Source organism: Streptomyces sp. CA-181903, from assembly GCF_050937075.1.
Lineage (GTDB): Bacteria > Actinomycetota > Actinomycetes > Streptomycetales > Streptomycetaceae > Streptomyces.
This window is the reverse complement of sequence record NZ_JBNJLY010000001.1, coordinates 4,445,433-4,471,619: the sequence shown is the minus strand read 5'-3', so window position 1 is coordinate 4,471,619 and position 26,187 is coordinate 4,445,433. Positions and strand designations below refer to the sequence as shown.

Below are 26,187 nucleotides of genomic sequence, written 5' to 3'. Positions count from 1 at the left end.
CGTCGTCTCGTGATCCGGGTTCGAGGGGCGGCCGCAGGGGAACGCCCGGCCGGTCGGCGCTAGTTGCGGTACCGGAACACGATCCGGCCGCGTGACAGGTCGTACGGTGAGAGCTCCACCAGCACGCGGTCCTCCAGCGTGATCCTGATGTAGTTCTTGCGGATCTTCCCGCTGATGTGCGCGAGCACCCGGTGGCCGTTGTCGAGCTCCACGGTGAACATGGTGCTGCGCAGGCACTCGACGACCCTGCCCGGGGCCTCGATGACGTTCTTGGCCCGGGTCATCGGCCCAGCTCCGGCTTCGGCTCCGGCTTCGGCTGCAACTCCGGCTCCGGCTGCGACTTCGGCCTCAGCTGCATCTCCAGCTCCAGGTTGCTGCCCACCGGCCTGGCACCGACGCCCGCGAGGAGCGCCCTGGCCGCCACGTTGGTCTCCTGGACCTCCGTCCAGGCCGCCGCGTGCCCGGCCCGGTGCAGCGTCTCCAGCGCGTGGGCCAGCAGCGCCCGCGCGATGCCGCGGCGCTGCTCGCCGGCCCGGACGGCGAGCAGCCCGATGCGCGGCCGGTTCACCGTCACCACCCGGATCAGGCCGAGGTAGCGGTCGGACGCGGCCGCCACCGCGTACTTCGACGGGTCGACGACGGTGTCGCCCGCAGGACGCGGGATCACCTCAGCGGGCATCGACTGCCACCCGGCGGTCGCCTCGACCTCGTCACGGATCGCGCGGTCGACGGCCCGCAGCAGACGCTCGTCGGCCTGACCGGCGGGCACGATCGTCACACCGGGAGGCGGCGTGACCGCCCCGAGGCCGGTGACCTGCGGGTCGGTCGGCACGGCGTACTCCCACTCGCGGCGCCGGACCGTGAATCCGGCCCGCTGCCAGCGCGCCGTCAGTCCGGCGTCGGCTTCGTCGACCACCGCGTGCAGCGGGGTGGGAACTTCCGCGAGCATCGCCTCGGCGAGCCGGCCGAAAGCGGCGTCGTGCCAGGCATCGATGCAGACGAACAGGCGCCCGTCGGCCCGACGCTCCGCGTATCCGCGGCCGACCACCAGGTCATCGTCCAGCGCGTGCCATTGCCTGTCCGCGACGCGCGTGACCGTCACCGCGTCCTCGCTCAGGCCGGAGGGGGAAGGCTTCGTATTCATCGGAGTCTCCTTCAGGAGTGCCTTGGTCTCAGGCGCTCCCGGCGACACCGAATGTCAGCCGCCGGACCGAAGCGGATTGAGGGAGCACCCATGGGTGACTGCGTTCACGGGTCTCACCTCCCTACGACGACTTCGCGGTCCACCACGAACGTAGCCCCGGCTCGCCCCTCGCTCAACTCCTTTTCCGGAACGCTCACTCACGCACCGTCATCCGCCCGCCCGTCATCCGCCCGCCCGTCGTGAGATCGACGGCGGCACCGCGTGCCGGTCACCGGCCGGGTGAGGCATGGAGGTGCCGGTAGGCGCCGGGAGATGCTCTTGGAGGCATTCCCCGCCGGCCGAGTCGAACCACACGATCGTCGGGGCCGCGGCGTGTACTTCATGTACCCGCCGGGCCACGCCATGGAGCTCATCACCGTCCCTTACGGCGGGCCGGCGTAGGCGCATGAGCCGAGGGCCGCGTTCCGGCGTGGGACGCGGCCCACCGTCGGAACGACCGCCCTGCCATGCCCGGCACGACCGCCCTGCCGCGCCCGGCAAGGACGTCAACCCGCCCCAGCTCAGGTCACCGTGCGGGCAGCTTGTGGACGACGGTGTCGTCGGGGTCCAGTCGGCGGCCGTCCGCGGACCGTACCTCCAGCGGGCGCAGAGGCCGTTCCTGGCGGCGGTCGAGGAGCTCCGAGTGGGGTTCGCCGGGGGCGAAGAAGCTCTGTTCGCCCCACTGCCGCAGCGCGACGATGACGGGAAAGAGCGCCTTGCCCTTCGGCGTCAGGACGTATTCGCGGTAGGCGCTGCCGTCCGACGCGGGGACGGATTCCAGGATGCCGCCGGCGACGAGGGCGCGGAGCCGGGCGGTGAGGATGTTCTTGGCGACGCCGAGGCTGCGCTGGAACTCGCCGAAGCGCCGGCTCCCGTCGAAGGCGTCCCGGACGATCAGCAGGGACCACCAGTCGCCGATCGCGTCCACCGAGCGGGCGACGGGGCAATCGCTGTCGTCGAAGCGGGTCCTGGTGACCATGGCGTCCCTCACTCTCAGCTGGTTGCAACATGCTACCAAGCGGGTTTACGGTCTGGTCCTGGTAGCAAGTTGCAACCAGAGGGAGGCGGGGATGCCGGTGCCCGGCGACAGCGAGGCCAAGACACGCCGAGTCACGACGCTACGAACCACGATGCGACAGGCCACGACACAGCGGCCCCGGATACGAACCGAGGAGAACACCCCGTTCGTCCTCTCCCGCGGCCTCGTCCTCCTCTTCGCCGTGGCCTGCGGGGCGGCCGTGGCCAACGTCTACTTCTCCCAGCCGCTCCTGGTGACCATGGGCCACGACCTCGCCATGAGCCCGGCGCTCGTCGGCAGCGTCGTGACGCTCACGCAGGCCGGGTACGGGTTGGGGCTGTTCTTCCTCGTGCCGCTGGGCGACATCGCCGACCGCAGGAAGCTCATCGTCGCCCAATTGCTGCTCCTCGTCGCGGCGCTGGTCCTGGTGGCCACGGCCCGCTCGGCGGCGGTGCTGCTCGCGGGTATGGCGGCGACGGGACTGCTCGCCGTCGTCACGCAGACGCTGGTGGCCTTCGCGGCCTCCCTCGCCCCGCCCGCCGGGCGCGGGCGGGTCGTCGGCCTGGTCACCAGCGGCGTGGTCGTCGGGATCCTCCTCGCGCGCACCGCGTCCGGCCTCCTCGCCGACCTCGCGGGCTGGCGTTCCGTCTACGTCGCGTCGGCGTCGCTGACCGCGCTGCTCGCCCTCGTCCTGTACCGCGTGCTGCCGCGCCACAGCGCCACCCCGCCGACGGCCCTGCGCTACGGACAGCTCCTGCGCTCCACCCTCGCCCTCTTCGCCCGGGAACCGCTGCTGCGGCTCCGGGCCGCGTTCTGCCTGCTGGTCTTCGCCTCCTTCAGCACCCTGTGGAGCAGCATCGCGCTACCGCTCAGCGAGGCGCCGTACCGCTTCTCCCACAGTGCGATCGGAGCGCTGGGCCTGATCGGCGTCGCCGGCGCCCTCGCCGCGACCGTGGCCGGACGCCTGAACGACCGCGGCCTCTCCCGGTGCACCACCGGCATCGCCCTGGCCCTGCTCACCGCCTCCTGGCTGCCCCTGGCCTTCACACGCGGCTCGTTCTGGGCACTGGTCGTCGGCGTGATCCTCCTCGACCTCGCCGTGCAGGCGGTCCACGTCACCAACCAGACCCTGATCTACGCCCTCCACCCGGACGCCGGCAGCCGTCTGATCGGCGGGTACATGGTCTTCTACTCGCTCGGCAGCGCCATCGGCGCCCTCGCCGCCACCTCCCTCTACGCGGCCGCAGGGTGGGGTGCGGTGTGCGCGCTGGGGGCCGGGTTCAGCCTCCTCGGGTTTCTGCTGTGGCTGCTGACCCGGGGCGGCCCGGCGGAAGCCGCGTCGCGCCGCTGAGGTGCGCCCGGTCAGCGCTCAGGGGCCCTCACCGGGAGAGGGACACCCAGGTCGTCGTCGGCCTGGCAGCTGTCGTCCACGGCACACTCCCTCGGGGCCGAAAGTCGTGAACGGCACCCCGGCCCCCGAGGTCGGGGTGCCGCGGATAGCGTTTCCCGATCACGCGGCGATCACCATGACGGCCTCGGCGGGATCGGCGGCGATGTCGCTGGGTACGCCGGCGCGGACCATGGGCACGGCGGACGCGGTCTCAGAGCGGATGCGGTGCACGGCCTCCTCGATCGAGGCGACTTTCCTCCCGCTTCCCACCCGCTTCCCTCCCGCTTCCTCCCACGCGCTCGGCGGCCCGTCGCGCCGACCCGCACCCGCACGCGCCAGACGCGAGTGCGGTACCCGCCCGGGGCGACCACCACGGCGTCCTCCCATTCCCGGAACCTCAGTAGTCGGCGCGACCCGGCGGCCAGGGCCGCGTACACCGTTCGGAACCGGCGCGCGCTCGACGTGCCGACGTCCGTGAAGCCGACCAGGGCTCGTCGCCGCGGATCCGGGCAGGAGTGCTCCACGGGTCCGGCCGACGGGGCGGAAGTCTCGCGCTCATCCGGTGCACGGCCCGGCGTCCGGATCGTCACCGTACGGTCCGAGGAAACGGCCCGCCCTCCCTGCGGGCGCTCCCGGGCGAAGCGCCAGCGGCCGAAGCGGCGTCCCAGGACCGCCCGTATCGCCCCTTACGCCTTCCGCGCCAGCAGCTGGACCTCGCGGAACTGCCGGCGGTCCGTGGGCTCCGGTTCGATCACCAGGCGGGACGATTCCGTCAGGCCGTGCTCGCGGAGGAGGGCCGAAAGGTGGTCGGGGGACCAGCGGTAAGCCGTCGCCACCGTGTGGTCGTAGGGCTGCGGCTCGTCGTCCGGGCCGTCCGTGGCGGGGAAGGCGATCAGGAGGTGGCCGCCGGGGGCCAGGACGCGGGCGAACTCGGCGAGGATGGGAGGCAGGTCGCGCGGCGGGGTGTGGATGACGGACCAGCGCGAGAGCACTCCGCCGAGCGCGCCGTCCTCGATGTCCAGGGCGGCCATCGAGCCGGTCTCGAACCGCAGAGCAGGACTCGCTTCGCGGGCGAGCTCGATCATCGCGGGCGAGGCGTCGACGCCGAAGGCGTTCAGGCCTAGCTCGTGGAGGTGGGCCGTGATGTGGCCCGGTCCGCAGCCGAGGTCGGCGACCGGACCGTCGCCGTTCGCCCGTACCAGCTCGGCGAAGGCGCTCAGGACCGCGCGTTCCAAGGCGCGTTCGCGCAGGTGGTCGCGGAAGAGGTCCGCATAGGTGGCGGCGAGGGCGTCGTATGCCTCGCGGGTGGCGGGGAGGGCGTCGGGTTCGGTCATCCGGAGACCGTAGCGGGCGCGGCCTCCAGCGGGGAGGGGGGTGTGGGATCCCGGCTATCACGAGAATGAGGAGAGGTGCGCCGGCTGTTCCGCGCCAGGTGCCCGGCCCCGCCCCACCGCCCCCTCACCACGCCCAACCACGCGTCCCCGCCTGCCCGAACGCACGTCTCAGCCGCTGGACATTCCTCCACTCACGGCCGTCCGACGGATTAGGCTGCCCCCGTGGCTGACATCCAGGCTGACATCCAGATCCCCGCCGACATCAAGCCCGCCGACGGCCGTTTCGGCGCCGGCCCGTCCAAGGTGCGCCCGGAGGCACTCGCCGCCCTGGCGGCCACCGGATCCTCTCTGCTGGGCACCTCCCACCGCCAGGCGCCGGTGAAGAACCTGGTCGGCTCGGTCCGCGACGGCCTCCGCGCCCTGTTCTCGCTCCCCGACGGCTACGAGGTGGTCCTCGGCAACGGCGGGTCCACCGCGTTCTGGGACATCGCCACCCACGGCCTGATCGAGTCCAGGTCGCAGCACCTCTCCTTCGGCGAGTTCTCCTCGAAGTTCGCCAAGGCCGCGAAGCTCGCGCCCTGGCTCGCCGAGCCGACCGTCGTCTCCGCCGACCCCGGCACCCACCCCGAGGCGCACGCCGAACCCGGCACCGACGTCTACGCGCTCACCCACAACGAGACGTCCACCGGCGTCGCCATGCCGATCCGGCGCGTGGCGGGGGCGGACGACGGGGCGCTCGTCCTCGTGGACGCCACCTCCGGCGCGGGCGGCCTGCCCGTCGACATCGCCGAGACGGACGTCTACTACTTCGCGCCGCAGAAGTCCTTCGCCTCCGACGGGGGCCTGTGGATCGGCGTCTTCTCCCCCGCCGCGCTGGAGCGCGCCGCCCGGGTGCACGCCTCCGGGCGGCACGTCCCCGAGTTCTTCTCGCTGCCCACGGCGATCGACAACTCGCGGAAGAACCAGACGTACAACACCCCTTCGCTCGCCACCCTGTTCCTCCTCGACGAGCAGCTGAAGTGGCTGAACGGCCAGGGCGGCCTCGACTTCGCCGTCCGCCGCACGGCCGCCTCGGCCCGCGCCCTCTACGGCTGGGCGGAGGCGTCCAAGCACGCCACCCCGTTCGTCACCGACCCGGCCAAGCGGTCGCAGGTCATCGGCACGATCGACTTCTCGGACGACGTCGACGCGGCGGCCGTGGCCAAGGTGCTGCGCGCCAACGGCATCGTCGACACCGAGCCGTACCGCAAGCTGGGCCGCAACCAGCTGCGCGTCGCCATGTTCCCGGCGATCGACCCGACGGACGTCGAGGCGCTGACGGCGTGCGTCGACTTCGTGGTGGAGCGGCTGTAGAGCTTTGACCTGCGGGAAGGCGCGGGGAGGCCGACGAACCGGGGCGATTGTCAGTGGTGCGTGGGAAGGTGGCTCCATGACGACGACACCGGACGGCCGACCCGTTCCGCCCCCGCTCGCCGGCGAGCGCGAGGCGCTGGAGAGCTGGCTCGACTTCCAGCGCGCGACGCTTGAGACGAAGTGCCGGGGGCTCGACGACGAGCAGGTGCGCCGCACCTCCGTCTCACCCTCCACGATGTCCCTGCTGGGCCTGGTCCGGCACATGGAGATAGTGGAACGCAACTGGTTCCAGCGGGTGTTCGCCGGCCGGACGGTGCCGGAGGTGCCGGCGGACGCCGGCTTCGCGCTCGATCCCGGCCAGGGGCTGGACGAGGCCCTGGCCGGCTGGCGGGCCGAGATCGCGGTGGGGCGGGAGCTGATCGCGGGCGCGTCGCTGGACGACGTGGGGCGGCTTTCGCCGGAGGAGGCCGAGGGGGTCGGCTCGGACGTGGTGTCGCTGCGGTGGATCCTCATCCACCTGATAGAGGAGTACGCGCGGCACAACGGGCACGCGGATCTGCTCCGGGAGGCGGTGGACGGGGTCACGGGCGTGTAGGCGATGGGCGGTTGCCCTCTGTTGGTGGGTTCTGCCGTCCGGTGGTGGCGGGTTCGACGGGTTCGGGCGGTTCGACGCCTTCGGGCTCGCTCCTCGGCTTGGCCATCGGCCCGTCTGTCGGCCTGCCCGTTGGCCCGCCTGTCGGCCTGTCATCCCGCCCGGCCCCCGGCCTGTCATCCGATTCGGCCTCGGGCCTGCCTTCCGGTCCGACCGCTGGTCCGACCGCTGGTCCGTCCGCCGGTTTGTCCGCTGGTCCGTTCGCTGGTCCGTCCGCCGTCGGTACGGGCCCGGCCGACAGTGAGCCGGGCCTCGGACCGGTCCCGCTCCGGGAGCCCCTGCCCAGGGTGAGAGCGATCGCGGCACCCAGGAGCAGGACCAGCGCGCCTGCGCCCTGGAGCGGCCCGACGGATTCGCCGAGGAAGACAGTGGCGCACACGATGTTGACGACGGGGACGGTGAACATCATGAGCGAGGCCCGCGCGGGACCCACCGCGCGCACCCCGCGGTAGTAGAGGAGGTTGGCCACGGCCGCCGCGCCGACGGCCAGGTACACGCTGTTCAGCCAGACGCCGGACGGCAGTTCGCCCCATCGCACGGCGACCAGGTCGGGGGCAGCGAGCACGCCGAGGAGGGCGGCGCCCGCGCAGGTCGCGTAGGTGGTGGCACGCAGCGGTTCGACGCCGGCCAGGACCCGCGGGCCGAGCAGGGTGTACGCGGCCCAGCACACCGCGCTGAGCAGGTACAGGGCGTCGCCCCGCAGCCGGGACGCGTCCCCTCCTCCGCCGGCCGCGCCGACGAGGAAGACCGCCGCGCCGGCGAGCCCCAGGCCGAGGCCCGCCCACCGGGCCCCGGTCGCCTTCTCCCGGCCGGTCAGGAGGAGGAACGTACTGGTGAACACCGGGCTCATGACCGGTATGAGGATGCCCGCGTCCAGGGAGGGAGCCAGCGAGAGACCCCAGAAGAAGAAACCGTTGTAGGCGAAGACGCCCAGGACGCCCGCCGCGGCGGCGAGCCCGGCGGCGCGTACGGATCCCGTCGCGGTCCCGCGCCCGCCCTCGCGCGCGCCACGATCGCGGAGACACCAGGAAGCGGCCGACAGGGCGACCGCGGCCCCGCCGAAGCGCAGGAACGCGGCGACCGAGTGCGGCAGTTGGCCGACCACCGCCTTGGAGCTGGAGAAGGCACTCCCCCACAGCGTCATGGTCACCATCAGGAGCAGGTACGGGTTGCTCGGCCCTCTCTTCGTCGCCATGGACCGGACCTTGGCAGGCGGGCGGTCCGGCCGTCTTGAACGCTGGTGCGGGCCGGGGCGTGGACCGGCGGCGCAAGGCCGCCAGTGCAGGCCGCAGCGCGGATCGCCACTGCGGGCCGGCGGTGCGCGCCGTCAACGCGCCGGTCAGAATGGGCGTATGGCGAGCGGGAGCGGCTGGGTGCGGTACTGGCGGGACCCCACACGCCCGGTGGAGGCCATGCACGCGCACTTCTTCGACCACGTCTACGCACCACACGCCCACGACGGCTACTCCTTCGGCATCACCGACCTCGGCGCCCAGCGGTTCCGCTGCCGCGGGGCGCACCACACCAGCGGTGCCGGCATGGTGATGGCCTTCAACCCGGACGAGGTGCACGACGGGCACGCGGCGGCGGAGGCGGGCTACCGGTACCGCATCGTCCACATCGGCGCGTCCGTGGTGTCCGACGTACTCGCCGACGCCGCCGACGCGTGCGGAGGGCGCGCCGTCGCGCCGCCGTTCTTCGTCCGCCCGGTCCTCACCGATCCCGTGCTCACCCACGCCCTCGCGCGCCTGCATGCCTCCCTGGTCCTGCCGGCCGGCGAACTGGCCCGGGAGGAACGGCTTGCCTCGGCCGTCCTGGCCATGGCGGCCCGCGGCGCGACCCGCGCTCCCCGCGGGCGCACCCTCACGGACGGCGGCCGGCGGCACGCGGCCCGCCGGGCCCGCGCCCTGCTGGACGAGGCGTTCGCCGAGCCGCTGTCGGCCGGCGACCTGGCCGAGGCGGCCGGTTGCAGCCGCTACGCCGTGTACCGCGCCTTCCGCGCGGAGTTCGGCATGCCTCCGAGCGACTACCAGCGCCTCCTGCGGCTCCGCCGGGCCCGGGACCTGCTGGCGGGCGGTGTACCACCGGCGGACGCGGCCGAGTCCGCCGGCTTCGCGGACCAGGCGCACTTCGGCCGTTGGTTCAAGCGCGCGTACGGGATCACCCCGGGGGTGTACCGACGTGCGGTGCTGCGGGGCGCGGCCGCCGGACGTTGAGCAGCGGCAGGACGCCGGGCGCGCCACGCCGTACCGGCGCCGGGTGGGGGGCGGCAACGCCGTGCGCCCCGGCACGGTTGCCGGGGCGCACGGACGGGCGGCCGGCGAGCCCGCCGAAGGCGGCCGTACGCGGGCGTCGGGCCGCAGCATCGTCGACGGTCGACGGGTGCCGCTCGGCGGTCGACGGCCGACGGCCAACGTGCGACGGCCGACGGGTGCCGGGTGCCGGGTGCCGGTCAACGGGCGCCGGTCAACGGGCGCCGGTCGGTGATCGCCGGACGCCGGACGCCGGTCGGCGATCGACAAGTGCCGGCCGCGAGCCCCCGGCGCCGCCGTCCGGTCCCCGCCTCAGCTCCCCACCTCAGACCCCCGCGTCAGCCCCTGACCGTCCTCCCCCGTCGCAGGAACGCCCAGCCCAGGAGCAGCAGCACGACCCAGACGCCCATCACGTACAGGGCGATCCGGGTGTCCGCGCTCCAGGCGATGAGGACGGTCACGAACGCGAAGAAGGCCAGCGCCACGATGTTCGTGTAAGGGGCACCGGGGAGGCGGTACGGAGAGGGCTCCGCCGCTCCTCTCGCCACCGCCCGGCGGTAGCGGAGGTGGGTGATGAGGATGACGCTCCAGACGAGGATGGCGCCGCCCGTCGAGACGGAGGTGATGTAGGCGAACGCGTGCTCCGGATCGAGGGCGTTGATGAGGACGCCGAGTCCCATGACGACCGCCGACACCCAGAGCGCGGGGGCGGGGACCCCGCGGCCGGTGAGCCGGGAGAGGGCCTTGGGGGCGTGGCCGTTGACGGAGGCGGTGCGCAGCATGCGGGCCGTCGAGTAGAGGCCGCCCGCGTTGCAGGAGGACAGCGCGGAGGTGAGCACGATGAAGTTGACGATGCCCGCCGCCGCCGGAATGCCGATCTTGGCGAAGGCGGCGACGAACGGGCTGACGCCCGGGCTGAACTCGGCCCAGCTCACGACGGAGAGGATGACGACGAGAGTGCCGATGTAGAAGAGGCCGAAGCGGACGGGGAGGCTGTTGATGGCCCGGGGGATGTTCTTCTGCGGGTCCTCCGCCTCGCCCGCGGTGACGCCGACGAGTTCGACGCCGAGGTAGGCGAAGAGGACGATCTGCAGCGTCATCAGCGAGTCGTGCACGCCGTGCGGCGCGATGCCGCCGTCCTTCCACAGGTGGGTCACGGAGGCGGTGTCACCGACGTCACCGAAGCCGACGACCAGGACAGCGACGCCGACGAGGATCATCGCGACGATGGCGACGACCTTGACGAGCGCGAACCAGAACTCCAGCTCGCCGAACGCCTTCACCGAGATCATGTTCACGGCCAGCAGCACCACCAGCGACACCAGCGCCGTCTGCCACTGCTCCACCCCGGGGAACCAGTACTTGACGTACTGCCCCGCCGCCGTGATCTCGGCCATGCCGGTGGTGACCCACATGATCCAGTAGGTCCAGGCGGTCGCGTACCCCCAGAACGGGCCGAGGAACTCCCGGGCGTACTCGGCGAAGCTGCCCGATACCGGGCGGTGGGTGAGGAGTTCGCCGAGCGCGCGCATCACCAGGAACAGGACGGCGCCGGCCACCGCGTACCAGATGATCAGGCTCGGCCCGGCCTGGGATATGGCCGTTCCGGCGCCCAGGAACAGGCCCGTGCCGATGGTGCCGCCGATGGCGATCATCTGGATCTGCCGGGTGCCGAGTCCGCGCTTGTAGCCCTCGGCGGTAGAACCCGCCGCGCCCCCTCCGTCCCGCCCGCCCGGTCCGGCCTGCTCCGCGATCTCCGCGCTTCCCTTGCCGGGGACGGCGTCCAGGGGCCCGGCGGGCGTCGTCCCGCCCGTTGTCGGTGGCTGCATGCAACAGAACCCTTCTCGATCCGTGCCGACGAGCCGTGCCGCCTCTTCGGCACGGAGCTCGGTTCAGCGACCCTAGGTACGCTTTTCGGCCATCGACAAGTGTTTTCGAGATCTTCATACAGCACAGGGGCGCAGGTCACACCCCGTACGCCGGGGCTCAGGCGCCGGCCGCCAGCTTGAGCGTGACGGCCCCGGCGATGATCGCGGCGAAGGAGAGCACCTTCGGCAGCGTGATCTTCTCCTTGTAGAGGACGGCGCCGAAGACGACGGTGCCGATGGAGCCGATGCCCGTCCAGATGGTGTAGCCGACGCCCACGTCGAGGGTCCTGAGCGCCTGGCTGAGGGTGAAGATGCCGCCTGCGGCGGCGAGGAGGGTGAAGACGGATGGCCAGAGCCGGGTGAAGCCCTTGGTGGCATTGGTACCCAGCGCGAAGGCGATCTCGAAGACGATGGCGACGGCGAGGAAGACCCAGGCCATGACGGCGCTCCTTTACAGGGGTGGTGGTGTGAGGCGGGTGGGTCAGGCGGAGGCCGGGGTACGACGCCGGCCGGCGGACGCGTCGCCGCCGCCCTCCGCGTGCGCGTCACCGCCCGCGCCCGCTTCCCCGGCCCCGCCGAACCCGTCGGCGAGCTTGAGTCCGAGCACCCCGCCGATGATCAGGACGAAGGCGAGCACCTTCCAGGCGTTGACCGGCTCGTCGAAGATCACCGAGCCGAGGACGACCGTGCCGACCGACCCGATGCCGGTCCAGACGGTGTAGCCCACACCGACGTCCAGCGTCCGCAGCGCCAGGCTCAGGAAGAAGATGCCGCCCGCGGCGGCTCCGGCGGTCAGCAGCGAGGGCCCCAACCGGGTGAAGCCCTCGGTGGCGTTGGTGGCGAGGGCGAAGACGACCTCGAAGACGGATGCGATGAGCAGGTAGATCCAGGCCATGGTTCCGGCTCCTCCGGTGCGTTGGCGGATGGTCGGCACGTGTAGTTGCATGTACGTGCATGCTTTCGGCGATGGATAGAAGCATGCACGTGCAAGTAATCTTGTGTCAACGCCGTCAGTCGCCACCGGCCTCACCGCCACTCTCGCCACAGCTCCGGAGCCGCAGATGCCCGCACCGACCGCCAGGCCCGCCGAATCCGCCCGCCCCGCCGCCACCGCCGGGGCTATTGGGGCCGCCGGGTCCGCTGAGGCCACCGAGGCCGACCAGACCGCCGTCGCCGATTCCCCCAAGCCCACCGACAAGTCCGCCGAATCCGCCGGGCCTTCCGAGTCCGCCCGTCCGGCGGACCCCACACCACCGCCCGCGTCCGCCCCCTCCGCGGACGTCCGGATGTGGCACCGCTTCCTCACCCTCCACGCCCATGTCGAGCACCGGCTGAGCGCCGCGCTCCAACGCCACCACGGCCTCGGCCTCTCCGAGTACCGGGCGCTGGGCTTCCTCGCCGCCGCGCCCCGGAGCGAACTCCGCATGCAGGAACTGGCCGACCGGCTGGGCCTCAACCAGAGCTCCGTGACCCGCCTGGTGAGCCGGCTGAACGCGGCCGACTTCACGTACCGCGACCTCTGCCCGGACGACAAGCGCGGCGTCTACACCGTCCTCAAGGACGCCGGCCGCGCACGGCACGCCGCCGCCACCGCGACGTACGAGGCCACCCTCACCGCCGCGCTGGAGGAGGCGGCCGAGAGCGACGGCGGCGCCGGGGCGGCGGTCGCGGCCCTGCGGGGCACCCTGGGCTGACCACCGGCCGCAACCCCTGCCCCCCGCATAAGCGTTCGCCCCGCCGCGCCACCCCGCCTAACCTTCTCGCCATGCCTCGCGCGAAGACCGCACACGTCTGCCTCCCCTGCCGGGCCTCCTTCAAGCGGGAGCGGCTCGGGCCGGGCGAGCCGGCGCGGCGCTGTCCGCGCTGTGCGGAGCCGATGATCGAGGCGGGAGCCGCGTTCCAGCCGCCGCGACGCCGGGACACGGCGGGCTGGCGCGCCCTCTCCGTGCTCCTGAACGCAGGCGTCCGCTTCCACACGGACTGCTGCGACAAGGGCCCCGGCTACCGCCCGCGATCCCTCTTCGAGGTCCGCGAGCGCATGACGTACGCCCGCCGGACCGGTGAGCCCTTCGCGCGGGCGCTCCTCCGGCGCGAGCTGCCCTGAACCACCCACCGGACGATGGCATTCCGGTAAGCGGAGGGGACCTCTGCCCCGGCCTGCCTCCCGCCGGCCTCTGGTCGGCCTCACATCGGCCCCTGGTCGGCCTCCGGACGGCCAACGGACGGCCGCCGGACGGCCGCCGGACGGCAGGTCAGGTACAGTGACGCCGACCAGGACCGCGTACGACCCGAGGAGGTGGGACCGATCACCGCAGTGGCAGGTCGGGTGCTCCCCCTCCGGAAGAGTGCGGTCGCCGCATAGGCGACGCGGCGTACGGGAGTGCCCTTCTGATTCCCCGGAAGGCTCTCATGTCGACACCGTCCTCTCTTTCCCCTCTCTCCTCCCCCTCTTCCCCCGCCCTCCTCGCCTCGGTCGTCACCAGGCTGCGTGCCGCCGGGTGCGTCTTCGCGGAGGAGGAAGCCGAGTTGCTCCACTCCGCGGCGAGCTCATCGACGAGCTCCGCGGCAAGCTCCGCAGCAAATCCTGCGGCAAGTACCGCAACGACGACCGACATCCCGGCCGCGCTCGACGCCCTCGTGGAGCGGCGCGTCTCCGGCGTCCCTCTGGAACACGTCCTGGGCTGGGCCGAGTTCGCCGGTCTGCGCGTCGCCGTGGGCCCCGGGGTCTTCGTCCCCCGCCGCCGCACCGAGTTCCTGGCCGAGCAGGCCGTCACCGCGGCCCGTCCCGGCGCGGTCGTCCTCGACCTGTGCTGCGGCTCAGGCGCGGTGGGCGCGGCGGTGGCCGCGGCCCTGGACACCGTCGAGCTGTACGCCGCCGACGTCGAACCGGCCGCCGTCCACTACGCCCGGCGCAACCTCGGACCGGCCGTCCGGGTGTACGAGGGCGACCTCTACGCCCCGCTTCCCGCGCGCCTCCGGGGCCGGGTGGACGTCCTGGTGGCCAACGCCCCGTACGTCCCCACCGGCGAGATCCCCCTGTTGCCTCCCGAGGCGCGCGACCACGAGCCGTTGGTGACGCTCGACGGCGGGGCGGACGGCCTGGACGTGCAGCGCCGCGTGGCCGCGGAGGCGGTCCGGTGGCTGGCGCCGGGCGGCCGGCTGCTGATGGAGACGAGCGAGCGGCAGGCGGTGCGGTCGATGGCCCTGTTCGCCGGCGCGGGGCTGGTGCCGCGCCTGGCGGTCTGCGACGAGCGGGACGCGACGGTCGTCATCGGCACGCGGCCGGGACGCGGCGGCGCCCGCCCCTCTTCCGGATCTTTGCCGAACGGTCGACCAGTCGACGACCCGGTGCGCATACGCTCCCGTCATCCCTGATGAACACAGCGGCGGCCGGCCTCTCCACTCGTGCCGGCCGCGGAGGAGACGTGTGCCCATGTGCCCGAGAGAAGCAGCAGGTCCGACCCACTTGCCCGATGTGTCCGCTCGGCTGCCCGAAGCCTGGAACTCGCTCATCGTGGGGCAGGTGGGGACCGCGCGCATCAAGGTGCTGCGGATGGACGGGCGTCCGGTGCCGGAGGAGCGACACGAGGCCGCCGAGGCGCTGCTCGTGCTCGACGGCCTGCTCCGGCTGGCCGTCGCCGGGCGCCCGGTGGACGTCGGACCGGGTGCGCTGTACACCGTCCCGGCGGGCACTCCGCACGCCGTACTGCCGGACAGCCACGGCACGTTGGTGATCATGGAGCAAGCGGCGGACTGACGCGGTACCGCTACCGGGCGCGCCCGTTCACCCCGGCCCCTTCAACTCGGCCCGTTCACCTCGATCCGTTCACCCCGGCCCCTTCACCCCGGCCCCTTCACCTCGATCCGTTCACCCGGGCCCGTTCTCCAGCAGCGCCCGCCCCAGCGGCGTCAGCGCGTGCCGCACCGACGGGCCGGCGCGGCGCGTCGTGATGAGGCCCGCCGTGCGCAGCACGGTGGCGTGTTCGCTGGCGGAGGCCGGGGAGACGCCGGCGGACCGGGCGAGTTCCGCGGTGCTGCCGCCGGTCGCGGCGGCGGCGAGGACGCGGGCGCGGGTGCGGCCCATCAGGGCTTCCAAGTGGGCGAGTTCGCCGGTGTGCCCGGCGCCGGCGGACGGTGTGAGGACGGAGAGGTGGTCGGCGGGTCCGCGGGCGATCGGGTAGCGGATCTCCAGGGGCGCGTCGGGGTCGGCGTTGTCCAGCCGGAACACCGGCGCGGTGAGGAAGAACGTGGGGATGAGCAGCGCGCCCCGGCCGCCGAGGCGCAGGTCGATGTCCAGCGTGCAGGGCGCGTGCAGGACCGGCGACTCCCAGCGCAGGGTGGGGTGGAGGTCGGCGAGCAGCCGCTCGACGCCGTGGTCGGCGAGGACCCGGGCCCGGTGGATCCGGTCCGCGTGGGCGGCGGCGGCCAGTTGGGGCCAGTAGGGCGCGATGGCGGCGTCGTAGTAGGCGCGGAACCCGCGGTCGACGAGCCGGGCGGCCTCGCGGTCGCCGGTGTGCAGGTCGCCGATCCAGCGGGGGACGGCGGGCCGCCACTCCTCGGCGGCGGCCAGGTCCACCGTCCAGATCCGGCGCGGCATGCTCCAGGTGGCCCGCAGGCTGTCGTCCAGCGAGGCCGAGCCCCGGGCCCGGATGAACGCCTCGGGCACGTACTCGTCGAGGCCCGCCGGCGCCAGCTCCAGCAGCGGCCGGACGGCCGGGGTCAGCCGTCGCAGCGACCGCTCCCGCCAGCCGTCGAACGCGGTCGCGCCCAGGCCGGGGCTCTGCAGCAGCGGCAGGCTGAACGTGGCCTCCGCGAGCGGATCGGGTACGGGCGTGACGCGGACCCGGGCGAGGTCCTCCGCCTCGAAGTGCAGGCGCAGGGTCATGGCAGACCTCCCTCCGGTCGCTGCGCGGGGAACACGGGAACGAGCGGGCCTCATGACCGTACACGGTCATTCCATGGCCTCCCCCGGCCGTCCCGTGCCCTCCCAAGGCCGTCCCACCGCTGCACACACGGCCGCTTCACAGCGGAACGCACGGAACGGATGGGAACGGATGGAATGCGTGGAGTGCGCGGCACGCATGGCACGCATGGGTACGTACGGGACGAAGGGGTTCGTTCTTCCGCTTATGTTAAGCGCGCCCGGGCGCTCCCCTCCGGCCCCCGGTGGTACCGGTATTCGGCCAGGGCCGAAGGGCTTTGCGGGCGCGGTCCCGCCTGTCCCAGACTCCCCGGACGGGCCGCCTCCACATCGGCCCGGGCGCCGCCGACGCGGCGCGGTCCAGGCGGCCCTGTCGGCTTACGGGGGGCGACAGGGCTTGCTGGGGGGCAGCCTGGACGAAGCGGAAGGGCACCGTCCCGCGTGGGGGCGGGACGGCGCCCTCCCCCACCGGGTGCCCCGGGGGTGACGCCGTACGCGCCCCTGTGTGCGAAATGCGCTGTCGGGAGCCCCGGTGCGCACAGTACGTTCGCCGCATGGTGACCCCTCCGCCTCCCGGTCGTACCGCGCCCCCGATGACGTCCCCTGCCGCCGCGTCCGCTCCGGCCTCTGCTCCAACTCCCCCTGCCGCTGCCGTTCCCGCTCCCGCTTCCGCTTCCGCCGCCGACGATCTGGCCCTCGTCGTACGGCTCGCGTCGGACACCCTCCGGCGGGCCGACCCGTCCGCCTGGGACCGCCCGGCGAGTGGCCTGAAGTGGACGTGCTGGGAGACCGTCGAGCACCTGAGTGACGATTTCTTCGCCTACGCGGCCCAGTTGGGGCCACGGCGGCCCCCGCAGGACGGCGAGGTTCCGTTCGTCTGGGAGAGCCGGCGTCCGGGCGGCCCGGCGAACGTCGTGCACGCGGACCGCGCGGCGGGCCCCGAGGGGCTCCTCCAAGTGCTGGAGTCGTGCGGCGCGCTGCTGGTCGCCATGGTCCGGACGACCCCGCCGGACGTACGCGCGCACCACGTCTTCGGCGCGTCCGACCCGGCCGGCTTCGCCGCCATGGGCACCGTCGAGGCGCTCCTCCACACCCACGACCTCGCGGGCGGCCTCGGTCTGGCCTGGGACCCGCCCGCCGACGTGTGCGCCCGCGTGCGCGCCCGCCTGTTCCCGGACGCGCCGGCGGACACCGACCCGTGGGCGACGCTGCTGTGGGCCACCGGCCGCGGCGAACTCCCGGGCCGGGAAAGGGTCACCCGGTGGCGGTGGGACGGGCGGCCGCGGGAGTAGCGGGGGCGACTTCCACCGTCCTCGATCCGCGTACCCCGGGTGCGGCGAGGGCCGCCGGTTCCTCGCACTCCTCGCGGGCGGCCGCGAAGCGCGGGCGGCCGTCGGCCGGGTGGCGACGGGCGTGGACGGCGGGCCGGCGGCGGGCCGCCCCGTGGCGTCCCCCCGGCCGCCGCGCCCTCGAAAGAGTCACCCTTGATTCCCGCCCGCCCCAAGGCGTTGGCTGGGGACATGGAGTACACGCAGCTCGGGCGCACGGGACTCAGTGTCAGCCGGATCGTTCTCGGGACGATGAACTTCGGACCGCGGACCGACGAGGCCGACAGCCACGCGATCATGGACGCCGCCCTCACCGCCGGCGTCAACTTCTTCGACACGGCCAACACGTACGGTTCCCGCGACGACCGCGGCCGGACCGAGACCATCATCGGTGACTGGTTCGCCAAGGGCGGCGGCCGGCGGGACAAGGTGGTGCTGGCCACCAAGGGGTACGGCGCGACGGAACCGGGGGCCGAGGGAGAGTGGCCCAACCGGTCGCGGCTGTCGGCGCTCAACATCCGCCGGTCCGTGGACGCCAGCCTCCGGCGGCTCCGCACCGACCACATCGACCTCTACCAGTTCCACCACGTCGACCGGAAGACGCCCTGGGAGGAGATCTGGCAGGCAGTCGACGTCCTGGTCCAGCAGGGCAAGATCCTCTACGCCGGATCGTCCAACCACGCCGGCTGGCACATCGCCCAGGCCAACGAGACCGCCCGCAGGCTCGGCTCGTACGGGCTGGTCGCCGAGCAGTGCCTGTACAACCTGGTCGAGCGACGGGCCGAGATGGAAGTCGTCCCCGCGGCGCGGGCCTACGGCCTCGGGATCATCCCCTGGTCGCCGCTGGGCGGCGGGCTGCTGGGCGGGGCGATCCGCCGCGCGGCCGAGACGGGGCGGTCCGCGGAGGCGCTCGCGAACACGGCGGTGCGGGAGCGGATCCAGGCGTACGAGGACGTCGTGGACGCGCACGGGCTCGTGCCCGGCGAGGTGGCGCTCGCGTGGCTGCTGGCGCGGCCGGGGGTCACCGGGCCGATCGTGGGGCCTCGGACGGTGGAGCAGTTGGGCTCCGCCCTGAAGGCTGTGGAGTTGGAGTTGCCGGACGAGTTGCTCGTGTCTCTGGACGAGATCTTTCCTGGGCCGGGGGAGACGCCGGAGGCTTTCGCCTGGTAGGGGGCGCCTGCGGCGGGCTGTGCCCCGGTCCCGCCCCTTCGCCGATTCCTGGGGGCAAGCCCCCAGACCCCCTTTTTCGCGGCTTCGCCGCTCGTCCTCAATCGCCGGACGGGCTGATTTCAGCCCGTCCGGCGATTGAGGACAACCGCGCGGAGCGCGGTTTCGGGGTGCGGGGCGCAGCCCTGCAAGAAACGGTGAAAGGGAGGGTCCGGGGCACAGCCCGCCGCAGGCGGATCAACGCACAGCCGCCACCACGGCCACAATGACGAGCATCAGGGCAAGCGCCCCGGTCATGATCCGGTTTCTGGTCTTCGGGTCCACCTTGGAAGGGTAACGAACCCCCTCAGCACCCCCTCAGCGCCCCAGCCCCCAGGACCGCACCGTCTCGTAGCGGGGCCGCTCCCCCGGAACCCCCGAGCCGGGCAGCCGGCTGCGGACCAGTTCCAGGCGTTCGGCGGTCCAGGGCGCGCCCTGGAAGCCCGCGAGCGCCTCCGCGTAAGGCCGGAGGGCGACGCCTCCACCGGCACGGGCGAGTGTGAGGTGCGCGTGAAACGGGCGGGACTCGTCCACGGGGACGCCCGCCCGCCGGGCCGCCGCGCCGGCGGAGCGGGCGAGCGCGCGGAGGGTCGCGACGTCGCCGTCCGCGCCGGCCCACAGGACGCGGTCGCCGAACCGGCCGCCGCCCGCGAGCCGCAACTCGTGCGCGGGGTGGCGGTGGGCCGCCCGGCCCAGGCGCTCGGTGAGGTCCGGCAACACCGCCTCGTCCACCTCGCCCAGGAAGGCGAGGGTGAAGTGCCAGGTCGCGGGGTCGGCCCAGCGCAGCCGCCCGCTGTCGGGGAGGGCGTGCAAACGCGCGACCGCCTCGCCGAGTTGGGACAGGGCGGGCTGCGGCGGAACGACGGCGACAAAGAGGCGCATGCTGACCAGTGTCGCCCGGATGGAGTTCGCTCAGCGGGAAGCCGGCCGGCCGGCCGTCAGGAGGGGCGGGGCCGAGAGCCCCGCCGCCTCACCCCGACGAGAGGCCCGGGAGCCCCCGTCGCCTCACCTCACGCCGCCGTCGTCAGCGCCCCCGCCTCCTGCCGTTCCTCCGCCGCCGGCCGGCGCGGCACGAAGCGTACGGGCCGGCGGCCCTGTCGCAGGTCGACCTGGAGCCGCAGTCCGGCGGCGCGGGCCAGGCCGAGGCCGATGCCGGCCGCCGCCAGGACGGAGATCGCGCCGCCGGCCGCGAAGCCGATGCGGGCCCCGCAGGTGTCGGTGATCCAGCCGACGAGGGGCGCGCCGATCGGGGTGCCGCCCATGAAGACCATCATGTAGAGGCTGAGCACCCGGCCGCGCATGGCGGGGGCGACGGCCAGCTGCACGCTGGAGTTGGCGGTGACGTTGATCGTCAGGCCGAACATCCCGATGGGCACCAGGAGCACGGCGAACAGCCAGAAACTGGGCGACAGTGCGGCGGCGACCTCCAGCAGTCCGAACGCCAGGGCCGCGCCGACCATGACGCGCCGCCGCGAACTGCCGCGCCGGGCCGAGAGCAGGGCGCCGACCAGGGAGCCGGCCGCCATCAGGGTGTTGAGCAGGCCGTAGGTGCCGGCGCCGGCGTGGTGGACGTCGTTGACGAACGCCGTGAGCCAGATGGGGAAGTTGAAGCCGAAGGTGCCGACGAAGCCGACGAGGATGATCGGCCAGAGCAGGTCGGGCTGCTCGCGGACGTGCCGCAGCCCTTCGCGGAGCTGGCCCTTGCCGCGCGGGGCGGTCTCGGCCTTGTGCAGCTCCGAGGTGCGCATCATCAGCAGGCCGGCGATGGGCGCCACGTAGGAGAGGCCGTTGAAGAGGAAGGCGGCGCCGCTGCCGACGGCGGTGATCAGCACACCGGCGACGGCGGGGCCGACCAGCCGGGCGGTCTGGAAGTTGGCCGAGTTGAGGCTGACGGCGTTGCCCAGGTCGGCGGGGCCGACCATCTCATGGACGAACGCCTGCCGGGCCGGGTTGTCGACGACGGTGACGAGGCCGAGGGCCAGGGCGGTGAGGTAGACGTGCCACACCTGGACGTGGCCGGAGAGGGTGAGGGCCGCGAGCGCGAGGCCCGTCAGCCCGCTCGCCGCCTGGGTGACGAGGAGCAGGATGCGCTTGGGGCACCGGTCGGCGATGACGCCGCCGTACAGACCGAGGAACAGCATCGGCAGGAACTGCAGGGCGGTGGTGATGCCCACCGCGGCGGAGGAACCCGTGAGGCCGAGGACCAGCCAGTCCTGGGCTATTCGCTGCATCCAGGTGCCGGTGTTCGACACGACCTGGCCGACGGCGAAGAGCCGGTAGTTGCGGATCCTGAGCGAGCTGAACATGCCCCCTTGCGGGTCAGGGGGGTGGTGCGTGCGTCGTCGTGGCGGTTCGGTGCGGGTGCGGAGTCTGCTCCGGGTCCCGTACTCAAAGTGGGTTCGCCTCCTTTGCTCGGGCTACAAGTGCGCGAGTTTCTCCAGTACCGGTGCGGCGGCGCGCAGCGTCGCCCACTCGTCCTCGTCCAGTCGCCCGGCCAGCTCGGCCAGCCAGGCGTTGCGCTTGCGCCGGCTCTCTTCGAGCATGGCCTCGGCCCGCTCGGTCTGTGTGACCACCTTCTGCCGGCGGTCCTCGGGGTGCGGTTCCAGCCTGACCAGGTCCTTGCTCTCCAGCAGCGCGACGATGCGGGTCATCGACGGCGGCTGGACGTGCTCCTTGCGGGCCAGCTCCCCCGGGGTGGCCGAACCGCACCGGGCCAGGGTGCCCAGGACGGACATCTCGGCCGGGCTGAGCGATTCGTCGACCCGCTGGTGCTTGAGCCTCCGGGACAGCCGCATGACACCCGAGCGCAACGCGTTGACGGCGTCCGTGTCGGGGTCGGTGCCACTGCCGGCGGCGGCGGTGTCCGAGGACTGCTGTGCGGGATCGGGGACCTCGGGGGAAGAGGTGCGGGACAGGTCCGGCATGTTCATTAGATTAACTCATTATTTCACCTAAGAAAAGTGTGCACGGGCGGGCGCACGGGAGCAGCGGGGTCCCAGGGGCGGGCCACAGGGGGGCGCACAGCGCCGGGCGTGTGCCCTGGCTGCGGCAAATACAACGGCCGGGACCGCCGTCGTACGGCGGTCCCGGCCGTTGTCGTGGCCGTGCACGGGAGGGCTACTTCACGCCCAGCGCGCGCTCGATCGGGTCGAGCATGAAGTAGACGAGGAAGCAGGCGCCCACCACGTTGAGGAGCCAGGGGATCTCGCGGGCGCGGCGGTCGGCGACGCGGAGGAGGATGAAGGCGAGGACGCCGATGCCGATGCCGTTGGTGATGGAGTAGGTGAACGGCATGGAGACGATTGTCAGGAACGCGGGGATCGCGATCGTGAAGTCGCTCCAGTCGATCTCCTTGACGTTGGCCGCCATGATCAGGAAGCCGACGACCAGCAGGGCCGGGGTCGCGGCCTGGGAGGGGACGACGGTCGCCAGCGGGGTGAAGATCAGGGCGAGGAGGAAGAGGCCGCCCGTCATGAGGTTGGCGAGGCCGGTGCGGGCGCCCTCGCCGACGCCGGCGGTGGACTCGACGAAGCAGGTGTTGGCGGAGGCGGAGCCGAGGCCGCCGGCGGCGACGGCGACGCCGTCCACCATCAGGATCCTGCCCATGTTGGGCAGCTGACCGTTCTCGTCGGTGAGCCCGGCCTCCTCGCCGACGCCGATGATCGTGCCCATCGCGTCGAAGAACCCGGACAGCAGCACGGTGAAGACGAACAGGCAGCCGGTGAGCAGGCCCACCTCGTGGAAGCCGCCGAAGAGGCTGATGTTCCCGACGAGGCCGAAGTCGGGGGTGGCGACGACGCTGTCGGGGATGCGGGGGACGCTGAGGCCCCAGTTGACGTCCGGGATCACGGCCAGTTCGTTGATCAGGATCGCCACGAAGGTCATCACGACGATGCCGATCAGGATCGCCCCGGGCGCCTTGCGGACCACCAGGATGAAGGTCAGCGCCAGCCCGGCGGCGAAGACCAGCACCGGCCAGCCGTGCAGCTGTCCGCCCTGGCCGAGGCCCATCGGAACGGTGGTGTGGGCGGCGTCCGGGTTGCGGGTGACGAAGCCCGAGTCGACCAGGCCGATCAGCGAGATGAACAGGCCGATGCCGATGGCGATGGCGCGCCGGAGGCCGTTGGGGATGGCGTCCATGACCCGCTGCCGCAGGCCGGAGGCGACCAGGAGCATCAGCACCAGGCCGGCCAGGACGACCATGCCCATCGCGTCCGGCCAGCTCATCTTGGGGGCGAGCTGGAGCGAGACGACTGCGTTGATGCCGAGGCCCGCGGCGCAGGCGATGGGGACGTTGCCGATGGCGCCCATGAGGACGGTGCTGAGGCCGGCCATCAGCGCGGTGGCGGTGACCAGTTGGGCGCTGTCGAGGTGGTGCCCGAACTTGTCCTGGCCGGCCCCGAGGATGATCGGGTTCAGGATGATGATGTACGCCATCGCGAAGAACGTGGCGAGACCGCCGCGCAGTTCACGGGCGACGGACGAACCCCGCTCGGTGATCCGGAAGTAGCGGTCGAGGGGACCGCCGGACGGCGTCGGGGACGGCTGCTGGGCGTCGACCGGTGCGGTGGCCGAGGAGGGCATGCGGGACCTCAGACGTACGGGACGGGGGCCGAGGCCCACGGAGCGGTTGGCGGGAGGGAGGCCGGATCGGACGCGGATGGATGTTCATACGAAAGCAACCGATCAGATCCGACTCGTTTCAGTATGAATAAACAAGCCCTGAATTGCTATCTCCGCGCGTAGACCCCTATAGGCCCCGGGATCCGGCCAAGATCGTCGCGATCGGACGGGCTAGGCTGGCCGCCATGACGAAGTGGACACCCAGGCACGAGGCGCCGGAGCCCCTGGAGGGCAATGTCGTCGCCACCATCACCGGCGGCACGATCGTGTGGTTCGTCCTCTTCGTCGTCCAGCTCCCCTTCTACGGCCGCCTCTCGGACGGCGGCCACCTGTGGTGGCTGTGGACCTGTCTGGCCGGCGGCGGGCTCGGCCTCATCGGCGTCTGGTACGTCCGCAAGCGGGACGCCGCGATCAAGCGGCACGCGGCGGCGCGGGAACGCGAGCACAATGCGGCCGAAAGCATTCCTTCGGAAGGTGAAACGGGCTGAACGCCCGTACCGTCGGATGCATGAGCGATCCGGCGCAGACCGCGGGCGAGGCCGCGGAAGGGGCCACGGAGGGGACTCCGGGCGGAGCCACGCGCGACGCTCCCGCCTCACCACCGCACCGGCACCCCGGGCTGACCGCCGCGGAGGTCGCCGAGCGCGTCTCCCGGGGCGAGGTCAACGACGTCCCGGTGCGCTCCTCGCGGTCCGTGGGCGAGATCGTCCGGGCCAACGTCTTCACCCGCTTCAACGCGATCATCGGCGTCCTCTTCCTGATCATTCTGGTCGTCGGCCCGCTCCAGGACGGCCTCTTCGGCTTCGTCATCGTCGCCAACACCGCGATCGGCATCCTCCAGGAGCTGCGCGCCAAGAAGACCCTGGACTCGCTCGCCGTCATCGGCGAGTCCAAGCCCACCGTCCGCCGCGACGGCACGCCCGTCCCCCTCGCCACCGGCGAGATCGTCCTCGGCGACGTGATCGAACTCGGCCCCGGCGACAAGTGCGTCGTCGACGGCGAGGTGCTGGAGAGCGACGGCCTGGAGATCGACGAGTCGCTGCTGACCGGCGAGGCCGACCCGGTGCTGAAGAAACCCGGCGACGCGATCATGTCGGGCTCGTTCGTGGTCGCGGGCGGCGGCGCGTTCGCCGCCACCAAGGTGGGCCGCGAGGCGTACGCGGCGCAGCTCGCCGAGGAAGCGTCCCGCTTCACCCTCGTCCACTCCGAACTCCGCACGGGCATCAGCCAAATCCTCAAGTACGTCACGTGGATGATGGTCCCCACCGCCGTCGGCCTGGTCATCAGCCAGCTCGTGGTGCAGGACCACGACTGGCGGGAGGCCGTCCGGCGGATGATCGCCGGGATCGTGCCCATGGTCCCCGAGGGGCTGGTGCTGCTGACCTCCGTCGCCTTCGCGATCGGCGTCATCCGGCTCGGCAACAAGCAGTGCCTGGTCCAGGAGCTGCCCGCGATCGAGGGCCTCGCGCGCGTCGACGTCGTCTGCCTCGACAAGACCGGCACCCTCACCGAGGGCGGCATGGACGTCTCCGACCTGCGGCTCCTCGCCGAGGCCGAGGAGGCATACGTCCGCCAGGTGCTCGGCGCCCTCGGCGACTCCGACCCGCGCCCCAACGCCAGCCTCAAGGCGATCGTCGACGCCTACCCCGACGGCGAGGGCTGGCGCTGCGCCGAGGCGCTCCCCTTCTCCTCCGCGCGCAAGTACAGCGGCGCCGAACTCCACTCCCCGACGGCGAGTCCGCCACCTGGCTGCTGGGCGCGCCCGACGTGCTGCTCCGGGAGGGCGACCGGGCGCTCGACGAGGTCGAGGAGCTCAACTCCCAGGGCCTGCGCGTCCTGCTGCTCGCCCGCGCCGCCCGCGACCTGGACGACCCGCGCGTCGCCGAGGACGTCAGCCCGGCCGCCCTCGTCGTCCTCGAACAGCGGCTGCGGCCCGACGCGGCCGACACCCTGCGGTACTTCGACGAGCAGAAGGTCGCCGCCAAGGTCATCTCCGGCGACAACGCGGTCTCCGTCGGCGCGGTCGCCGCCAAGCTCGGGCTGCCGCGCGCGGAGTCGCCCGTCGACGCGCGCAAGCTGCCCGCCGAGCGCGAGGACATGGGCAAGGCTCTGGACGAGGGGTCGGTTTTCGGCCGCGTCACCCCGCAGCAGAAGCGGGACATGGTCGGGGCGCTCCAGGCGCGCGGGCACACCGTCGCGATGACCGGCGACGGCGTCAACGACGTCCTGGCCTTGAAGGACGCGGACATCGGCGTCGCCATGGGCGCCGGCTCGGAGGCGACGCGGGCCGTCGCCCAGATCGTGCTGCTCAACAACAGCTTCGCCTCACTGCCCTCGGTGGTCGCCGAGGGGCGCAGGGTCATCGGGAACATCACGCGGGTCGCCACGCTGTTCCTGACCAAAACCGTCTACTCGGTGCTGCTCGCCATCCTCGTCGTCTGCACCCGGGTCCCGTACCCGTTCCTGCCCCGGCACCTGACGCTGCTGTCCACCCTGACGATCGGCGTCCCCGCCTTCTTCCTGGCCCTGGCACCCAACAAGGAGCGCGCCAAACCGCACTTCGTCCGGCGCGTGATGCGCTACTCCGTCCCCGCCGGACTGATCGCGGGCCTCGCCACCTTCGCCACCTACCTGCTGGCCAGGCACCACTATGCGGCGGGCCCGGGCGCCCTGGACGCGGAGACCAGCGCGGCGACGCTCACCCTGTTCCTGATCTCGATGTGGGTGCTGGCGATCATCGCCCGGCCGTACACGTGGTGGCGGGTGCTGCTGGTGGCCGCGATGGGCATGGCGTTCCTGGTGGTGCTGGGTGTGCCGTGGCTGCAAAGGTTCTTCGCGCTGAAACTGGTGGGGACGGCGCTGCCGTGGGCGGCGGTGGGCATCGCGGCGGTGGCGGCGGTGGTGCTGGAGGTCGCCTGGAGGTGGGTGGGACGGCGGTTTCCGGCGTGAGCGGGAGCTTCCGGTTTGAGCGGCGGTTTCCGGCGCGAGCGAGAGCTTTCGGCTTGAGCGGGAGATTCCGGCGCGAGTGGGAGCCCGATTCCGCCCGGGCGGGATGACGC

Annotated in this window: 24 protein-coding genes and 2 pseudogenes; 12 read left to right on the top strand and 14 right to left on the bottom strand. The window is 72.7% G+C overall.

Going from position 1 to position 26,187, the window contains the following annotated elements; genetic code table 11:
• Positions 1-59: 59 nt before the first annotated feature.
• The 3 genes from infA to ACQEVS_RS20110 form a co-directional block, all read right to left on the bottom strand.
• Positions 60-284, bottom strand: coding sequence for a translation initiation factor IF-1 (gene infA / locus ACQEVS_RS20120; RefSeq protein WP_433022275.1), 225 nt, complete (start codon positions 282-284; stop codon positions 60-62).
• Positions 281-1,144: a GNAT family N-acetyltransferase gene (locus tag ACQEVS_RS20115; RefSeq protein ID WP_433022273.1), complete on the bottom strand. Its 864-nt coding sequence runs from the start codon at positions 1,142-1,144 to the stop codon at positions 281-283. The genes infA and ACQEVS_RS20115 overlap by 4 nt, the downstream gene beginning before the upstream one ends.
• Positions 1,145-1,709: 565 nt before the next feature.
• Positions 1,710-2,162 (bottom strand): winged helix-turn-helix transcriptional regulator, encoded by a 453-nt coding sequence (locus ACQEVS_RS20110; protein WP_433022271.1) that lies wholly within the window; start codon positions 2,160-2,162, stop codon positions 1,710-1,712.
• 151 nt (positions 2,163-2,313) lie between these two features.
• On the opposite strand from ACQEVS_RS20110, the gene ACQEVS_RS20105 reads away from it, so the two are divergent.
• Positions 2,314-3,552: an MFS transporter gene (locus ACQEVS_RS20105; RefSeq protein ID WP_433022269.1), complete on the top strand. Its 1,239-nt coding sequence runs from the start codon at positions 2,314-2,316 to the stop codon at positions 3,550-3,552.
• A gap of 159 nt (positions 3,553-3,711) precedes the next feature.
• On the opposite strand, the gene ACQEVS_RS20100 is transcribed toward ACQEVS_RS20105, so the two are convergent.
• The gene (locus ACQEVS_RS20100) at positions 3,712-3,861 is read right to left on the bottom strand and encodes a hypothetical protein (protein ID WP_433022267.1); all 150 of its coding nucleotides are present in this window, start codon (positions 3,859-3,861) and stop codon (positions 3,712-3,714) included.
• Between the two features lie 416 nt (positions 3,862-4,277).
• Positions 4,278-4,925 carry a class I SAM-dependent DNA methyltransferase gene (locus ACQEVS_RS20095; RefSeq protein WP_433022265.1) on the bottom strand — a complete coding sequence of 216 codons (648 nt, stop codon included), beginning with the start codon at positions 4,923-4,925 and terminating at the stop codon, positions 4,278-4,280.
• A gap of 231 nt (positions 4,926-5,156) precedes the next feature.
• Here ACQEVS_RS20095 and serC point away from each other — a divergent pair, with 231 nt between their 5' ends.
• Positions 5,157-6,278 (top strand): phosphoserine transaminase, encoded by a 1,122-nt coding sequence (gene serC, locus ACQEVS_RS20090; RefSeq protein WP_433027727.1) that lies wholly within the window; start codon positions 5,157-5,159, stop codon positions 6,276-6,278.
• 76 nt (positions 6,279-6,354) lie between these two features.
• The gene (locus tag ACQEVS_RS20085) at positions 6,355-6,873 is read left to right on the top strand and encodes a DinB family protein (protein ID WP_433022263.1); all 519 of its coding nucleotides are present in this window, start codon (positions 6,355-6,357) and stop codon (positions 6,871-6,873) included.
• Here ACQEVS_RS20085 and ACQEVS_RS20080 read toward each other — a convergent pair.
• On the bottom strand, positions 6,860-8,125 hold the full coding sequence (locus tag ACQEVS_RS20080; protein ID WP_433022261.1) for a DMT family transporter: 1,266 nt from the start codon (positions 8,123-8,125) through the stop codon (positions 6,860-6,862). The two genes, ACQEVS_RS20085 and ACQEVS_RS20080, sit on opposite strands and share 14 nt — an antisense overlap.
• Positions 8,126-8,282: 157 nt before the next feature.
• Between ACQEVS_RS20080 and ACQEVS_RS20075 the strand changes: the two genes are divergently transcribed.
• Complete coding sequence (locus tag ACQEVS_RS20075) at positions 8,283-9,146, top strand: AraC family transcriptional regulator (RefSeq protein WP_433022259.1); 864 nt, start codon at positions 8,283-8,285, stop codon at positions 9,144-9,146.
• A 374-nt stretch (positions 9,147-9,520) separates the two neighbouring features.
• Here the strand turns inward: ACQEVS_RS20075 and ACQEVS_RS20070 are convergent, their stop codons facing one another.
• The 3 genes from ACQEVS_RS20070 to ACQEVS_RS20060 all read right to left on the bottom strand — a co-directional run bounded on the left by ACQEVS_RS20070 (position 9,521) and on the right by ACQEVS_RS20060 (position 11,945).
• On the bottom strand, positions 9,521-11,011 hold the full coding sequence (locus tag ACQEVS_RS20070; RefSeq protein ID WP_433022257.1) for an amino acid permease: 1,491 nt from the start codon (positions 11,009-11,011) through the stop codon (positions 9,521-9,523).
• A gap of 157 nt (positions 11,012-11,168) precedes the next feature.
• Positions 11,169-11,489, bottom strand: coding sequence for a DMT family transporter (locus tag ACQEVS_RS20065; RefSeq protein ID WP_433022255.1), 321 nt, complete (start codon positions 11,487-11,489; stop codon positions 11,169-11,171).
• A gap of 42 nt (positions 11,490-11,531) precedes the next feature.
• Positions 11,532-11,945 carry a DMT family transporter gene (locus tag ACQEVS_RS20060; RefSeq protein ID WP_433022253.1) on the bottom strand — a complete coding sequence of 138 codons (414 nt, stop codon included), beginning with the start codon at positions 11,943-11,945 and terminating at the stop codon, positions 11,532-11,534.
• 166 nt (positions 11,946-12,111) lie between these two features.
• Here ACQEVS_RS20060 and ACQEVS_RS20055 point away from each other — a divergent pair, with 166 nt between their 5' ends.
• From ACQEVS_RS20055 to ACQEVS_RS20040, 4 genes are all read left to right on the top strand, one after another.
• Positions 12,112-12,744, top strand: coding sequence for a MarR family winged helix-turn-helix transcriptional regulator (locus ACQEVS_RS20055; RefSeq protein WP_433022251.1), 633 nt, complete (start codon positions 12,112-12,114; stop codon positions 12,742-12,744).
• A gap of 71 nt (positions 12,745-12,815) precedes the next feature.
• Positions 12,816-13,154, top strand: coding sequence for a deoxyxylulose-5-phosphate synthase (locus tag ACQEVS_RS20050; protein ID WP_433022249.1), 339 nt, complete (start codon positions 12,816-12,818; stop codon positions 13,152-13,154).
• Between the two features lie 305 nt (positions 13,155-13,459).
• Positions 13,460-14,425 carry a putative protein N(5)-glutamine methyltransferase gene (locus tag ACQEVS_RS20045; RefSeq protein ID WP_433022247.1) on the top strand — a complete coding sequence of 322 codons (966 nt, stop codon included), beginning with the start codon at positions 13,460-13,462 and terminating at the stop codon, positions 14,423-14,425.
• Positions 14,426-14,525: 100 nt separating this feature from the next.
• On the top strand, positions 14,526-14,807 hold the full coding sequence (locus ACQEVS_RS20040) for a cupin domain-containing protein (protein WP_433027724.1): 282 nt from the start codon (positions 14,526-14,528) through the stop codon (positions 14,805-14,807).
• 111 nt (positions 14,808-14,918) lie between these two features.
• On the opposite strand, the gene ACQEVS_RS20035 is transcribed toward ACQEVS_RS20040, so the two are convergent.
• Entirely contained in the window at positions 14,919-15,935 is a 1,017-nt protein-coding gene (locus tag ACQEVS_RS20035; protein WP_433022245.1) for a helix-turn-helix domain-containing protein, read from the bottom strand.
• Positions 15,936-16,564: 629 nt separating this feature from the next.
• Here ACQEVS_RS20035 and ACQEVS_RS20030 point away from each other — a divergent pair.
• Together ACQEVS_RS20030 and ACQEVS_RS20025 are read left to right on the top strand one after the other, a co-directional pair.
• Entirely contained in the window at positions 16,565-17,263 is a 699-nt protein-coding gene (locus tag ACQEVS_RS20030) for a DinB family protein (protein WP_433022243.1), read from the top strand.
• A 228-nt stretch (positions 17,264-17,491) separates the two neighbouring features.
• Complete coding sequence (locus ACQEVS_RS20025; protein WP_433022241.1) at positions 17,492-18,469, top strand: aldo/keto reductase; 978 nt, start codon at positions 17,492-17,494, stop codon at positions 18,467-18,469.
• 354 nt (positions 18,470-18,823) lie between these two features.
• Here ACQEVS_RS20025 and thpR read toward each other — a convergent pair whose 3' ends face one another.
• The 4 genes and pseudogenes from thpR to ACQEVS_RS20005 all read right to left on the bottom strand — a co-directional run bounded on the left by thpR (position 18,824) and on the right by ACQEVS_RS20005 (position 23,089).
• Positions 18,824-19,387 (bottom strand): RNA 2',3'-cyclic phosphodiesterase, encoded by a 564-nt coding sequence (gene thpR, locus ACQEVS_RS20020; RefSeq protein WP_433022239.1) that lies wholly within the window; start codon positions 19,385-19,387, stop codon positions 18,824-18,826.
• 128 nt (positions 19,388-19,515) lie between these two features.
• Positions 19,516-20,897: pseudogene (locus ACQEVS_RS20015) on the bottom strand (MFS transporter).
• A 25-nt stretch (positions 20,898-20,922) separates the two neighbouring features.
• Complete coding sequence (locus ACQEVS_RS20010) at positions 20,923-21,300, bottom strand: MarR family winged helix-turn-helix transcriptional regulator (RefSeq protein ID WP_185941661.1); 378 nt, start codon at positions 21,298-21,300, stop codon at positions 20,923-20,925.
• A gap of 322 nt (positions 21,301-21,622) precedes the next feature.
• The gene (locus ACQEVS_RS20005; RefSeq protein WP_433022237.1) at positions 21,623-23,089 is read right to left on the bottom strand and encodes an NCS2 family permease; all 1,467 of its coding nucleotides are present in this window, start codon (positions 23,087-23,089) and stop codon (positions 21,623-21,625) included.
• A gap of 224 nt (positions 23,090-23,313) precedes the next feature.
• On the opposite strand from ACQEVS_RS20005, the gene ACQEVS_RS20000 reads away from it, so the two are divergent.
• On the top strand, positions 23,314-23,616 hold the full coding sequence (locus ACQEVS_RS20000) for a DUF2530 domain-containing protein (protein ID WP_433022235.1): 303 nt from the start codon (positions 23,314-23,316) through the stop codon (positions 23,614-23,616).
• A 20-nt stretch (positions 23,617-23,636) separates the two neighbouring features.
• Positions 23,637-26,077, top strand: a pseudogene (locus ACQEVS_RS19995) (HAD-IC family P-type ATPase).
• Positions 26,078-26,187 lie beyond the last annotated feature (110 nt).